Source organism: Leptothoe sp. EHU-05/26/07-4, from assembly GCF_043421015.1.
Classification (GTDB): Bacteria; Cyanobacteriota; Cyanobacteriia; order Phormidesmidales; family Phormidesmidaceae; genus Leptothoe; species Leptothoe turfae.
This window is the reverse complement of the sequence record NZ_JAXSQV010000003.1, coordinates 776,549-790,637: the sequence shown is the minus strand read 5'-3', so window position 1 is coordinate 790,637 and position 14,089 is coordinate 776,549. Positions and strand designations below refer to the sequence as shown.

Here is a 14,089-nt window from a genome sequence, read left to right as displayed (position 1 = left end):
TACACCATCAGAGATTAACTTAAATCGAGGGATCTTGCCCCAGTGAGGAGTCAAGAGCTCAATGGGCAATTCTGTAGGGGAATCCTTTGTGAATGCCCTTCGATTCGGGACACTATCAACCAGGATTTCCTATGATGGCTATCCTCAGAAAATAGGCTGTTAATTAAAACTGACGTGACCATTCTTTAGGCCAGCGTTCAACAACAACTTTTGTTTGGGTGAAGAACTCTACAGCATGTTGACTCTGGCCATGGAGATCTCCGTAGAAACTCTCTTTCCAACCACTGAAAGGGAAAAATGCCATGGGTGCAGCCACACCGATGTTGATGCCAACGTTGCCGGCCTCTGCCTCATAGCGAAACTTACGAGCCGCTGCCCCGGAGTTGGTAAACAGACAGGCCATGTTGCCCCAGCGGCTTTGGTTTACTAAGGCAATGGCATCATCCAGGGTATCGGCATGGAGCATGCCTAGCACTGGACCAAAAATCTCCGTGGTAGCAACTTCACCTTGCAGGGGAATATCTTGCAGCAGAGTGGGGCGAACAAAGCTGCCCTCCTCGTAGCCAGGAATTTTTGGATTACGACCATCAACTAGGAGTTTACCGCCTTCATCAATGCCTGTTTGGGTTAGGGATTGAATGCGATCGCAACTGCCCTGATTGATTACCGCCCCCATCTGCACGCCATCATCCAGGCCATTGCCTACTACACGCTGCTGGGCTGCCTCAACAATGGCATCCGTAAAATCAGCTTTTACCGAACCCACAGTAATCGCCAAGGATGCCGCCAAACACCGCTGTCCCGCACAGCCAAAGGCACTATCTGCCACAATCCGCGTCGTCATTTCTAAATCGGCATCGGGCAAAATCACCACCGGATTTTTTGCCCCACCCTGGCACTGTACTCGCTTGCCGTTCTCCGCTGCTCGACGATAGATATACTTGGCTACGGGGCTAGACCCCACAAAGCTAATGGCCTTGACTGTGGGGTGGTCTAACAGAGCATCCACCACCGTCTTACTACCATTGACCACATTCACCACCCCTGCCGGTAATCCTGTCTGGTCAATCAGTTCCATGATTTTTTCCATGGTTTGGGGCACCTTTTCAGAGGGTTTAATGATGCAGGTGTTACCGCAGGCAATGGCATAGGGAAAAAACCAAAATGGAATCATTGCCGGAAAATTAAACGGGGCGATGATTCCGACCACACCCAGGGGCTGACGAATCATACTCTCGTCAATGCCACGGGCAATATCTTCTGAGTTATGGCCCTGCATGAGGGTGGGGATACCACAGGCCACTTCAACATTTTCAATGGCTCGCTGTAATTCTCCCTGGGATTCTTTGAGGGTTTTGCCACATTCTTCTGTGATAGTTTTGGCAAGATCGTCGCGGTGTTCTTCTAAAAGAGTTTTGAGTTTAAACAGATACTGAATGCGTGAGGTGGGCGGAATGCGTCGCCAGGAGGAAAAAGCTTCGCTGGCAGCTGTTGCAGCCTGGTCGAGTTCATTAGCCAGGGATAGAGGGACCTCTGCGAGGAGAACATTGGTGGCAGGGTTGATCACCTCAAGGTAGTCAGTGGTTTTAGATTGTTGCCAGGTACCGGCAATGTAATTTTTCAGTTGTTTCATGGAAGCTAAACCCTAGAACTTTAAATGTGCATCGTTCTCTGACACCGTTTACTGAGTCCCAAACATTCGATCTCCAGCATCTCCTAGGCCTGGCAGGATGTAACCATGCTCATCAAGTTTGTCGTCAATGGCGGCGGTGAAAATGGGCACGTCGGGATGTTCCTCATGGAAGCTTTTGATGCCCTCTGGTGCGGCGAGAAGACAGACAAACTTGATGGACTGAGGTTGGGTTTCTTTGAGGCGGTGGACGGCTGCGATCGCAGTATTACCCGTCGCAATCATGGGGTCAACAATCAGCATATCCCGCTCACTGACATCCCTGGGCACCTTAAAGTAATATTCCACTGGCATCAGCATTCTAGGGTCGCGATAGAGACCAATGTGGCCCACCCGTGCCGAGGGAATAAGCTTGAGCATCCCGTCTAAAATTCCCTGGCCAGCCCGCATGATGGAAATTAACACCAGTTTCTTACCCGTCAACATGGGGGCTTTCATGGTGGCAAAGGGTGTTTCGATGGGCACCTGCTCCAGGGGCAGCCCACGGGTCACTTCGTAGGCCAACAACAGGCTAATCTCTTCTAACAACTGTCGAAACTTAGCCGTACTCGTATCTTTCTGACGCATCAGAGTCAGTTTATGCTGAATCAGGGGATGTTCAATTTGCGTTACCAATTTTTCCATCAGGTAATCCCATAGAAGCCACAACGGAGGGTGGACAGGGACCACCCTGAGAAGAATTAAGAATACCCCTAAAAGACAGTGCCATCGCTTTGAATTGCAATGGGCGGCACACCTGCCGGTCGTAGTTGTTTGGCAATACGTCGTCCAGCGGCCCAGGTGCCACCCTCTAGCACTTTGATTAACGGCAATTCTTCAGAAGATTTGTTAAGCAACTGGCGAACACAGTCACCAATCTTGTCCAGCATCACCACCGTTAAAGCTCGCCATTCAACCACAACGGGTGAGCCCGGCAGGTGGGGTTGGCCCATAACCTCAGAATGTTTAGGCACCAGTAGCCCTAAATCTACACACAGACCACCATTGCGATACTCGGCTAACCCCGTCAGTGCATCTAAGTTGCTGATGGTTATCCCTGCTGCGGTTAACGGCTCTACTAAAGAATAGGTCAACCACTGGGAGAGCTTATGAAACGGCACCAAGGTTGTTCCAGGACCTTGGTCAGTAAATGCGGGGTGAGACCACACATCCCCCAAGTTGGTATCTGCCAAAGCGACTCGACCGGGCCAAATTGAGCCAAAGCTTTCGATCACTTCAGTGAGCAAAATACCCGCGTCGAGAGTTTGACCATAGCGCTCAGTCAAATAGTTTAGTAAATTGCCAGGCCTAGCTGGGTTGGCCCCAAACCGCTCCGGTTGAGTTGCCAAAGCAGCGCCTAATTGTTGCAGCAACCTCAGTCGACCGGGCAGCCCCACCAAAGGGTTCTCTTCGCTCACCTGAAAAGCCTGGGCTAAATCTGCTTCCGTTAGATACTGCAACGCTGTTGCATCTACCTGATTTAGCAGCGTTGGATCAGTGGAGAAAAATCCCTGCTCAAATGCACGCAGGCTGGCAACCGCTAACCCTTCTGAACGTCCTAAGGTTTGATTTGTCGCAAAATCCTGATACTGCCACTGACTGCCCGCACCGGCATCTAGAAGCACGCTAATAATGGCCAGGTCTAGCTGTGATCTAGCGGCCTCTATCTTGGCTGTTGGTGCCGTTTGAGGCGGCAGTTCCCCTGGGGCGGGGCGGGGAACTAGTAACGGGCTCAGCCGTGGACCAAAGTGACGCCAGCGGCTGTGAAACGGTACGTCAAAATCAGGGTATAGCTGCTGGGTCGTCTCGACAACATACTGCGCTACGACTCCTAACTTGGAGAGATCGCAAGCGAAATGGTCAAGCTGATCGGCCTGGCAAAGATCAAATAGTTGGTGGGTGCGATCGCGAATTGCCTGGGGCTTTCTCAAATAGGCAATTGCCGCCTGTTCTTCAGGGGTCATTAGGCATCCTCATACTGGCGACCAATGGTTTGAGTGAGAACGGTCTCATCAGGCACGTCACCCTCGGTGTAGTATCCAGCTGCTTTTTTCGCTTTCATTTCCACTTGGGCATCGGCTGGAATCAGGCCTTCCGGAATGGAAATGCGTTCGACAATTTCAATTCCAGATTGGGTAACCGCGTCGTATTTAAGGTTGCTCATGGAGACAAACTGATCAATCCGGGTAATACCCAGCCAATGCATCACATCGGGCATCAGTTCTTGAAAGCGCATATCCTGCACCCCAGCCACACATTCGGTACGGGTGAAGTACGTATCCGCACGATCGCCGCCTTCCTGACGCTTGCGGGCGTTGTAAACCAGAAACTTGGTCACTTCACCCAGGGCCCGACCTTCTTTACGGGCATAGATAATCACACCAGCTCCCCCAGCTTGGGCTGTTTCGAGGGCTACCTCAATGCCATGCACCAGGTAGGGACGGCAGGTGCAAATATCTGAGCCAAAAACGTCTGAACCATTGCACTCGTCATGGATGCGCACAGCTAAGGGACGGTCTGGATCCGTAATGGCCTCAAGATCGCCCAGAATGTAAACCGTGTGTCCGCCAATGGGGGGTAAGAATACCTGCAGGTCCGGGCGGGTCACCAGCTCTGGAAACATACCACCGGTCTGCTCAAATAGGGTGCGACGCAGGTCACTTTCCTTCACGCTAAACCGCTTAGCAATGCCTGGTAGATGCCACGCCGGTTCGATGGCCGCCTTCGTAACCAGTAGCTCACCACCGTCTTTCAGAATTTTGCCATCAACGTGAATACGGCCCTGGTTAACGGCCTCTTGCAGTTCTGGAATATTGATGTGGGCCTTCGTAATGGCAATGGATGGGCGAATGTCGTAGCCTTCTGCTCTGAGGTCCGAAAACAGCTCCTGATCCAATGCACCAAACGGATCGAGGGAAATAATTTTGTCCGGCACGGTCCAACTGGCATGGGGACCAATGGACACTGTTGGGGCCGTATTGGTTAAATCAGCACGGTGATCCCGCTCTAAACTACCACTGGCAACGGCTAATGCTCGATATACGGCATAGCCACCGGAATGGGTGCCAATCACATTTCGATGGGCGCGGTTGCCCAGGGTGGCAATGATGGGACCGCGCTCATTTGGGTCTGCCTCACCCCATTTAATCTCGATGGAATCTTGGCCAAAATTGCCAGGATGAGACGTTAGAACAATATGCTTGTGCCGAGGAGGCTGTACTGTTGCCATGGTAGAACCCGTTTGTCAACGAATCCTAAAATTATCCTATTTTTCGGTAAATGGGACTGTAATTGAAGTATCAGTCTAACAATGGAGTAACGTTTGGTTTCAAGAATAGAGATTTATAAATAGTTGGCTCGGTTTATGCTTAAATCTCTTATTTAAATCGATATCGGTCTTCAAACCCACGAATCGCTGTTTTGAGCGTCGGGTAGATGCGTTCATTACCAATGAGATCTCGCAGTCCAGAACGTTTGAGCTGACTATACAAATCTTGTTTTACCCGCGCCAGGGCAAAGACAATCCCCTGGTTACATAACTCTTGGTGAAGCTCTACCAGCATATCGGCGGCAGTGATATCGATTTCGGCAATGGCTTCTGTATTCAGCACAAACCACTCCACCCGTTCTTGTTCAGCTTCAATCGCCGCCATCGCTCGTCGTTTAAAATTCTCAACATTGGCAAAACAAATGGGGGCATCATAACGATAGATGACCAATCCTGGAATCGTTGTCGCATCGTCCCAATCGTCAATGTCATGCCAGCCTGCTAGGCCCAGCACTTGACCCAAAACAGCATCATGGGGTCGGGCGACACGGGCAAAAAGATCAACGACAGAAAGACTGATTGCGATCGCAATTCCCACCAACAGATCCGTTGCCAGCACCCCCAGGGTGGTAATTACAGCCAGGGCAAATTCAGTGCTCCTAAAGCGCAGCAGTCTAACAAATTCTGACATCTCAATGAGTCGAGTAGCCGCATAAATCACCAAGGCCCCGAGGGCGGCCTGGGGAAATAGCGACAACACTGGTCGCATAAATAACAACACCCCAACCACGGTCACCATCGCCACGAGGGAAAAGAGCTGGGTTTTGTTACCAAGAGCATTGCCCAGCACGGTGCGACTGCCGCTGCTGCTAATGGGAAATCCCTGCATGAGACCGGCTCCAATATTGACAGCTCCTAAGGCAAGTAGTTCTTGGTTAGCGTTAATTTTGTAGCCATTACGGGTGGCAAAGGCCCGGGCCGTGAGCACATTGTCGGAATAGCCGACCACAGCAATACCAATAGCTGCCGCCATCAGGGGTGTCACCTCATTCATCGACAGGTTGGGAATGTTTAGCTGAGGCAACCCCGCTGGAATATTGCCCACTACAGCCACCCCAAGCTGGTCAAGCCGCAATACATTCACAGCCACTGTTGCTAGCAACACCGCCAATAAGGGCCCTGGTGCATTGGGCCATCGCGCCTGCACAACAAATAAAAAGACTAAAACGGCAAGGGACAAAATCAATGTGGGACCATGGTACTGACTGAGATGGGTGACAAACGCCTGAATCTCTCCCAAAACAGTGTCTGCATCAGTGGGAACACCGCTCACTTTGCTCAGCTGCCCCGCCATCATAATCACGGCCACACCGGCCATATAGCCAATCAAAATAGGTTTAGACAGTAAATCAGCAAGAAACCCCAGTCGTGTCAGGTAGCCCAGAATATATATCCCCCCCACTAGCAGGGCTAATAAAGCGGCCAGGATGGCATAGTCGCTACCGCCGGGCGTTGCCAAAGGAGCAATGGCAACCGCTGTCATCACAGCGGTTGTGGATTCTGGGCCGACCGATAACTGTGGCGATGACCCCAACAAGGTGTAAATCACCATGGCAGGCAGAATCGCCCATAGCCCAGCCACAGGTTGAACTCCAGCCAATTCACCATAGGCCATACATTGGGGAATTAAATAGGCCGCCACCGTTAGCCCAGCCAATATATCTCCCCTTAACCAGGCTGACTGATAAGACAACAATTGCTTGAGGCCCAATGGCATCTCCATAGTTCATTTCACGTGTACTGGTAGATGTCTCTATCCTAGGAAATTTCCATAATTTCCATCATGGTGGCCATGGTGGCTGCTGGTGGTTAAAAATTTAACTTTTCAACACTCGTCCAGCATTTAAGATAGCGAGCAGGGCCACTCCAACATCGGCGAATACCGCTTCCCACAGGGTGGCCACCCCCATGGCTCCGAGGGCAATAAAGAAAAGTTTTATCACCATTGCTAACGTGATGTTTTGCCAAACAATCCGCAGGGTTTTTTGAGCAATTTGAATGGCCTCCGCCACCTTCGAGGGGGCGTCGGTCATGATCACGACATCGGCGGTTTCAATGGCAGCATCGGAACCTAGACCGCCCATGGCCATGCCCACATCAGCTCTAGCAATCACGGGGGCATCGTTAATGCCATCGCCCACAAAAGCCACTTTGCCTTTTGTCTGATTTGCACGATGTAAAAACTCTTCTAGGGCATCCACCTTATCTTCAGGCAACAGCTTTGCGTGATATTGATCCAGACCTAGCGTGTTAGCAATGCTATCGGCAACAGATTGACTGTCCCCTGTCAGCATGGCCGTTTCTAACCCTTGGCAATGGAGCAACCGAATTGCTTCAACGGCATCCTCCTTCAGCTCATCCGCAATTATGATGCGTCCACTGTACTCACCATTGACAGCCACATGGGCCACAGTCCCATCAACAACACAAACATCATGGGCAATCTGTTCTCGATGCAGCAGGCGATCGTTACCCGCTAATATCGTACTGCCTTTCACCTTGGCACGAATACCATGGCCCGAGATTTCTTCATAGTCTTGAATATCGGTAACATCAATCGATTGACCATAGGCCTGTCGAATGGATTGTGCCACCGGATGATTGGATTGAGCTTCCGCCTGGGCAGCCAGTTCTAGTAACTGCTGCTTACTCCAACCATTATGGGTAACCACATCAGTCACCCGAAAATTTCCCTGGGTCAGGGTACCCGTTTTATCAAAAACAACTGTCTTTACCTGGGCCAGGGCATCTAGAAACTTTGAGCCCTTTACCAAAATGCCGCGTTTAGCAGCTCCACCCACACCCCCAAAGTACCCTAACGGAATACTGATCACCAGACCACAGGGACAAGAGATCACCAGCAACACCAGGGCGCGATAGGTCCAAACCGCCTGGGTTGCCCCTGCCATAAACAGAGGTGGCAGGATCGCCACGGCCAACGACAGAAACACTACCGCAGGGGTGTAATAGCGGGCAAAGCGGGTAATAAACTTTTCAGTATCCGCCTTTTTACTACTGGCATTTTCCACCAGGTCCAAAATTTTAGCGATCGATGACTCCCCAAAGCGTTTTGTCACCTTCACCGTCAAAACACCAGACTGGTTCATCATGCCCCCCAAAACTGGTTGACCAACCGTAATGGTTCGGGGCACGGACTCTCCAGTCAGGGCCGAGGTATCCACTAGAGATGTACCCCCTAAGACATCTCCATCCAACGGCACTTTCTCGCCAGGACGTACCACGATGATGTCGCCCACATTAACAATCTCAGGGGAAACGGCGCGAATAACACCATCAACCTTGAGATTAGCGATGTCTGGCCGCACTTCTAGTAGAGCCTTGATTGAGCGGCGGGAGCGCCCCACAGAATAATCCTGAAACAGCTCCCCCACCTGGAAGAATAGCATCACCGCCACCGCTTCTGGCACCTCATGGATGGCGATCGCACCCAATGTCGCAATCGCCATTAAAAAGTTCTCATCAAAAACCCGCCCTTTGAGAATATTGCGCCCTGCCGTAGTCAGCACCTGCTTACCACTGATGAAATAAGCTGGCAGCAGCACCGCATATTCTGCGATCGCAAATGGCGTATTGTGAAGTGGCTGATAAAAAACAAAACCAATCAAAAAAAGAATGGCCGCAGCCACAATAGGCATCAATGCCTGACGCACATTGAACTCCTTTAAATCATGACCGTGGCCATGGCCACAACACCCATGGGAATGAGATCCCGCCATAGTAGTCACCAAGAAATCTGAATATCTGAACGAATATTCATATATTACACAATAAAAACAAATCTCATGCCTGAGTTCTGGCCTCTAACGTCTATCTCCCCCCGTTACTCATCTAAATGGTCAGCAACTTCCTGATAAAGCGCGGTAACATGTCCATCCGCCAAACTATAAAAAACATTACGTCCCTGGCGACGATACTTAACCAACCGATGAGACTTCAACACCCGCAGCTGATGAGAGACTGCCGATTCCCCCATTTTCACCGTTGCCGCCAAATCACACACACATAGCTCCTGCTGAGCCAGAGCCGACAGCAGTTTTAAGCGATGGGGATCGGACAACACAGTAAAAAACTCTGCCATCCGCTGGGCCTTTTCCGTCGCCAGCACCTCCGGCTGCACCTGACGCACACTCTCTAAATGCACAAGGGACTGGTCACAGCCAGGAGCATCAGCTGTCGTTCCGTTATTTTTTCGACTTGAAGCAGGCATGTAAAGGGTAACCCTCAGCATCATACTGCTATGATACTGAGAATCATTACCACCTGAAAGCCTGTTCAACTATTCTTGGTTTACTTGGCTAAGGTTGGGCGTCTATCTGCCGCTGCACCTGATCCATGAAACCCAGAGTCATCTGATAGCTTTCCTGGTCTCCCCGATTTTGAAATAGAGTCGCCGCCTGTTGTAGATCGGCCATGGCCTGTTGAGAGTTACCAAGGTGGTGGTTTAACAAACCACGGGTACCATAGGCTTCTGCCAGCTCAGGATCTAAACGGATGGCCGTATCAAAATCAGCCAGGGCTGTCTGTGCATCCCTGAGGCTAATGTAAACCTGGGCGCGATTGTAATAGGCATCAGCATTATCCGGCTCCAGGGCAACCGCTTGCTGGAAATCAGTCAGGGCGAGGGAAAACTGTCCAAGTTCAGCTAAAACCGTACCGCGATCCATATAGGCTTGGGTAAACTCTGGATCTAGTTCAATGGCCTGGGTCAAGTCCGCAATGGCTGCATTCACATTGGACGTATGCAGATAGGCTTCACCTCGATGGTAGAAGGTTTCTGGGTGATTGCTACGGAGTCGCAGAGCTGCTGAAAAATCATCAATGGCCTGGTTAATGTCGCCGACATCATGGTAGACAATGCCCCGTTGCAGATAGGCTTCAGCATTATCAGCGTCGGTTTCAATCAGTTGGGTATAGGTTGCGATCGCAGCCGCTAACTGTCCTTGCTCCGCCTGTTGCTGACCCCGTTCCAACAATTCGTCAGCATTAGTTGTTGCCAGCAGCGGCACTGCGTGAACAGGCTGCACTGCGTGAGCGGGCTGCATCGCCAGGCCTTGATAGACCGATGTCACCGCTAAGGTTGTCCCTAAAATAACTGCAAAACGTCTGTGATTTACCATGGCCAACGATCCCAACTGCGGTGTACTATCCTTAGCAAATAATTGCTCTTTTTCAGGGTAGGGTAGATTTTTCTATTTAGGAGATTTCCACAATGCCCATCATGCCCTGATCTTCATGGTCAAGGATGTGACAGTGGTAAACCGTGCGTCCCACAAAGTCTTCAAACCGCACTCGAATAACAACTGTCTCATACCCTTGAAGACTCACGGTATCTTTCCACGCGCGAAAAGACTCAGGCTGGCCATTACGTTCAATCACCTGAAAACGGTTAGTGTGCAAATGAAACGGATGATCAATACTGGCCTGGTTAATAATTTTCCAATCTTCTATCTGATTTAGACGAACCTGGGTATCCACCCGATTCATATCGAAGGATTTGTTATTGATAATAAAACCACTGGAGCCATCACCGATCCCATGGTTCAACACAAATTCTCGTGTGGTAACCGGTGTAGACAAGGCCTCAACAGGAATTAATTTCTGGGGTAGCGGTAGCGGCTCAACATAGTCGCTGGACTGATAACGCAGGGTGGCAAGAGTAGTTTGGGTAGGCTGTACCACACCTGGCATGTATTCAACAGAGCCCCCCAGCGCCTCTAGCACAGTGCCAATACCGCGATCATCAGGGAGACTAATTAGCTGATAGTCTCCGGGTTCTTGTTGACCTGGTATTACGAGTTCGGCACGTTCACCGGGGGAGAGTCGTAGGAGCTCAATTGCGGTGGGAGTTGCGATCGCGCCGAACTCCGTCGCGATCAAAAACCAGGGATGATTTTGCAGTTGCAGCTGATAAATCCGAGAGGCTGACGCATTGATCAACCGTAGTCGCAGCAATCCATTTTGAGGTATGGTCACCGTAGGATTACGCTGACCATTGGCTAACAACCATGAACCCTCACGCCCCCACTTTTTGCCCAGAGCATGGAGTTCCAATGGCTGCAGTGTAGGCTCAAAATCCTGTAGTACCAGCACAGTCTCATCCGCCTGCTGTAGCTCAGGAACCTCATCCAGGTCTCCGCGAACAATCAACGGACCTGCTAAGCCGCCAAATACTTGTCGCGCCACATCCAGATGGTAGTGAGGATGATACCAAGCTGTAACAGCCGGATGGTTAGATGGGATTTGAAATTCATAGGTGTAGCGCTCACCAGGGGCCACCTCTCGAAACACATTATCAATCTCAGGTGAGATGTGTAGGCCGTGATAATGGAGATTGGTGGGTCTATCTAGCTGGTTGACTAGGGTCAAACGCACCGTATCCCCAGCCCGTACTTCAATCATAGGGCCAGGCAGTTGACCATTGTAGGCCAATAAATGGGTACGCTCATCTGCGATGACCTGTGTTTGAGCTTGGGCTGTTAACGATAGCTCTAACACCCCATCCTGACTCGTGACACGACGTGGAGCACGGGCACATTGCGAAAACAATGGCGCGCTAGCGGCAATGGCCATACAGCTAAGAAATTGACGGCGATACATACAACTCAGTCCAATAGACACAAATTGCCATTTAGATATCGAAGCCAAATGGTAGCATCTATTCACAATACCGTTGCATTTGAAATATAAGTGCACTGTGCAGTGGCCTGAAGCTATGAGACTTCAGGCCACTGTGTGAACTTTAATCAGCTCTCTTTGAAACAGAAAGATTCTCCAAAAGCTGATAGAGACTAAATTTCTAGCCTACGGTCGTGAAATCTTCAGCTGTCAAACTTCCTGTGAAGGACGTTAGGCTAGCCAAGGTATCATTACCTGCCGACAGCCAGGTTTTACCATTTCTAGTCGACTGGTTCAGATCATCAAAGCTCAGGCTACCGATTTCGATCTTATCGATACCTTGTTCAAAGTCTCGGATGATCAAATAACCGCGACCTTCGTTCAACACAAATGTGTCGCTGCCGCCTCGACCAAAGGCAATATCGTATTTTTTAGCCGTACCCAAGTTCAGGCGGTCGTCACCGGACCCTGCTTTCACCCGGTCATCGCCTGAACCCGTGAGAATGTCTTTAGACCCATCGGATCTCCCATTATGCTTGGTCATGTAAATAAAGTTATTGCCATCACCCGCATCAACAGTATCGATCCCTGTTCCTAGACCAATTTTGTCATGGCCTGCCCCAGCGAGAATGGTATGGTTGCCACGTCTGAGCTTAATTTTGTTGTTGCCATTACCCAGATCAAGAAGGGTACTGTTACCACCACCGGGGTTACCAGGATCAGGCGTATCAGGATTTGAGGGTGTATCCGCGATATCAGATACGGTCACGCTGAGATTTTGAGTTGCAGTTAAGGAATCAGAGTCAGTGACGGTAACCTTAACCTTATAGATGTTGTCACCGTTAGCATCACCAGGCTTTTCAAAATCAGGTGCTGCCTTAAAATTCAACACACCGTTCTTATCGATGGAGAACAAAGCAGCATCTGCTCCACCGCTCAGACGGTAGGTGAGTCCATCCCCCTCACTGTCTACATCATCAGTACTATTGATATTGAGTACCGCAGTTTTATTCTCAGCAATGGTTACTGAAGAAGATGTTTTGATGGTTGGAGCCACTTTGCTGGGTTCGCTCGGATTGTCCGGTTCATTGGGTTCGCTGGACTCGTTAACATCTTTAATTGTGACGCTGAGATTTTGAGTTGCAGTTAAGGAATCAGAGTCAGTGACGGCAACCTTAACCTTATAGATGTTGTCACCGTTAGCATCACCAGGCTTTTCAAAATCAGGTGCTGCCTTAAAATTCAACACACCGTTCTTATCGATGGAGAACAAAGCAGCATCTGCTCCACCGCTCAGACGGTAGGTGAGCCCATCTCCCTCACTGTCTACATCATCAGTACTATTGATATTGAGTACCGCAGTCCCATTTTCAGAGATTGTCACTGCCGAAGGAGTTTGAATGGTTGGAGCCACTTTAGCCGGTGGTTGATTGGGGGATGAGTCACTCTGAAACCCATCTAAAAGACCCTCATAAGCAAGTTTAGGCTTGTAATTTTCATCGAAAATATGGGCATCTCCAAAGCCCTTGAAGAAACCAGGTATCCATGAATAGCGATCCGTGAATCCCCAGAGAGTCACGGAACTACAATTGTCTGCTTCTAAACAAGTTTCAACAATCTGTTCATAGATCGCCGCTTGATTGCGTACTTCTGCCTGAGAAGCTGGTTTTCTAATGCGCACGTCAGCTTCTGTGACCTGAACTTCCAGACCAAGGGCACCAAGGCGGCGCATGTTGTCGGCAACACTATTAAAATTACGAGGATCTTCCTCTGGCATATGCATCTGGAAGCCAACACCATCAATGGGTACACCGTCTGCCTTCAGGTCTGATACCAACCGATAAATACCGTTAGATTTTCTGTTGACTTCAGAATTTCTATAATCGTTGTAGATAAGTGTGGCATTGGGGTCAGCCTCATGGGCCCATTTAAAGGCAAGTTCAATGTACTCAGGGCCAATCTCCTTGAGCCAGAATGAATTTCGAAGTGTTCCGTCTTCGTTAACAGCCTCATTAACAACATCCCATACAGGTATTTCCCCTTTATACCGTCCCACAACTGTTTTGATGTGGTTTTCGAGGATACCCAGCAGCTCTCGGCGGCTCCAGTTCCCATTTTCTATCCATTTTGGAATTTCTTTGTGCCAAACGAGGGTATGCCCCCTTAAATCCATATTATTTTTGCTAGCAAAGTTCACTAGTGCATCAGACTGACTAAAGTCAAAGCGACCTCGCTCAGGTTGTAGGAACCTGAACTTCATTTCATACTCAGCCGTGATGCTGTTAAACTCCTTAGCAATAGTTTCTCGGTAGCGGCTATCACTTTTCAGGCGACGAGCTTGAACAGCAGTTCCGATCACCATATTTTGTTTTTTGGCTGCGGAACGTAACGTACGATCGTTGTTGTTCATAATGAAGTGAATTAGATCTCATGATTTTCTGAAGCCAGCAAAAACG

General features: G+C 49.8%; 10 protein-coding genes. All 10 read right to left on the bottom strand.

All coding sequences use genetic code 11. The annotated features are described in order from the left end of the window. Positions 1-163 precede the first annotated feature (163 nt). Positions 164-1,633 carry a CoA-acylating methylmalonate-semialdehyde dehydrogenase gene (locus U2F10_RS11205; RefSeq protein ID WP_499872064.1) on the bottom strand — a complete coding sequence of 490 codons (1,470 nt, stop codon included), beginning with the start codon at positions 1,631-1,633 and terminating at the stop codon, positions 164-166. Positions 1,634-1,681: 48 nt separating this feature from the next. Further along, the gene (upp, locus tag U2F10_RS11200; protein WP_163663179.1) at positions 1,682-2,314 is read right to left on the bottom strand and encodes a uracil phosphoribosyltransferase; all 633 of its coding nucleotides are present in this window, start codon (positions 2,312-2,314) and stop codon (positions 1,682-1,684) included. A 68-nt stretch (positions 2,315-2,382) separates the two neighbouring features. Then, on the bottom strand, positions 2,383-3,633 hold the full coding sequence (locus U2F10_RS11195; protein WP_499866639.1) for a URC4/urg3 family protein: 1,251 nt from the start codon (positions 3,631-3,633) through the stop codon (positions 2,383-2,385). Next, entirely contained in the window at positions 3,633-4,898 is a 1,266-nt protein-coding gene (locus U2F10_RS11190; protein WP_163663185.1) for a GTP cyclohydrolase II, read from the bottom strand. The genes U2F10_RS11195 and U2F10_RS11190 overlap by 1 nt, the downstream gene beginning before the upstream one ends. Before the next feature lie 148 nt (positions 4,899-5,046). Beyond that, positions 5,047-6,720: an SLC26/SulP family anion transporter gene (locus U2F10_RS11185; RefSeq protein ID WP_499872063.1), complete on the bottom strand. Its 1,674-nt coding sequence runs from the start codon at positions 6,718-6,720 to the stop codon at positions 5,047-5,049. Between the two features lie 94 nt (positions 6,721-6,814). Then, positions 6,815-8,734 (bottom strand): heavy metal translocating P-type ATPase, encoded by a 1,920-nt coding sequence (locus U2F10_RS11180; protein ID WP_499872061.1) that lies wholly within the window; start codon positions 8,732-8,734, stop codon positions 6,815-6,817. Between the two features lie 104 nt (positions 8,735-8,838). Beyond that, positions 8,839-9,225 (bottom strand): ArsR/SmtB family transcription factor, encoded by a 387-nt coding sequence (locus U2F10_RS11175; protein ID WP_163663194.1) that lies wholly within the window; start codon positions 9,223-9,225, stop codon positions 8,839-8,841. Positions 9,226-9,313: 88 nt separating this feature from the next. Further along, positions 9,314-10,135 carry a tetratricopeptide repeat protein gene (locus tag U2F10_RS11170; protein WP_499872059.1) on the bottom strand — a complete coding sequence of 274 codons (822 nt, stop codon included), beginning with the start codon at positions 10,133-10,135 and terminating at the stop codon, positions 9,314-9,316. A 76-nt stretch (positions 10,136-10,211) separates the two neighbouring features. Continuing rightward, positions 10,212-11,615: a multicopper oxidase family protein gene (locus tag U2F10_RS11165; protein ID WP_499872058.1), complete on the bottom strand. Its 1,404-nt coding sequence runs from the start codon at positions 11,613-11,615 to the stop codon at positions 10,212-10,214. Positions 11,616-11,814: 199 nt separating this feature from the next. Next, positions 11,815-14,043, bottom strand: a complete 2,229-nt coding sequence (locus U2F10_RS11160) for an endo-1,4-beta-xylanase (RefSeq protein ID WP_499872057.1) — start codon at positions 14,041-14,043, stop codon at positions 11,815-11,817. Between the last annotated feature and the right edge of the window lie 46 nt (positions 14,044-14,089).

What these genes read in the sequence shown, in the direction of transcription:
- U2F10_RS11195 (WP_499866639.1), bottom strand. Translation starts at nt 3,633, where the DNA reads ATGACCCCTGAAGAACAGGCGGCAATTGCCTATTTGAGAAAGCCCCAG.
- U2F10_RS11185 (WP_499872063.1), bottom strand. Translation starts at nt 6,720, where the DNA reads ATGGAGATGCCATTGGGCCTCAAGCAATTGTTGTCTTATCAGTCAGCC.
- U2F10_RS11165 (WP_499872058.1), bottom strand. Translation starts at nt 11,615, where the DNA reads ATGTATCGCCGTCAATTTCTTAGCTGTATGGCCATTGCCGCTAGCGCG.
- U2F10_RS11190 (WP_163663185.1), bottom strand. Translation starts at nt 4,898, where the DNA reads ATGGCAACAGTACAGCCTCCTCGGCACAAGCATATTGTTCTAACGTCT.
- U2F10_RS11160 (WP_499872057.1), bottom strand. Translation starts at nt 14,043, where the DNA reads ATGAACAACAACGATCGTACGTTACGTTCCGCAGCCAAAAAACAAAAT.
- upp (WP_163663179.1), bottom strand. Translation starts at nt 2,314, where the DNA reads ATGGAAAAATTGGTAACGCAAATTGAACATCCCCTGATTCAGCATAAA.
- U2F10_RS11170 (WP_499872059.1), bottom strand. Translation starts at nt 10,135, where the DNA reads ATGGTAAATCACAGACGTTTTGCAGTTATTTTAGGGACAACCTTAGCG.
- U2F10_RS11180 (WP_499872061.1), bottom strand. Translation starts at nt 8,734, where the DNA reads ATGGCGGGATCTCATTCCCATGGGTGTTGTGGCCATGGCCACGGTCAT.
- U2F10_RS11205 (WP_499872064.1), bottom strand. Translation starts at nt 1,633, where the DNA reads ATGAAACAACTGAAAAATTACATTGCCGGTACCTGGCAACAATCTAAA.
- U2F10_RS11175 (WP_163663194.1), bottom strand. Translation starts at nt 9,225, where the DNA reads ATGCCTGCTTCAAGTCGAAAAAATAACGGAACGACAGCTGATGCTCCT.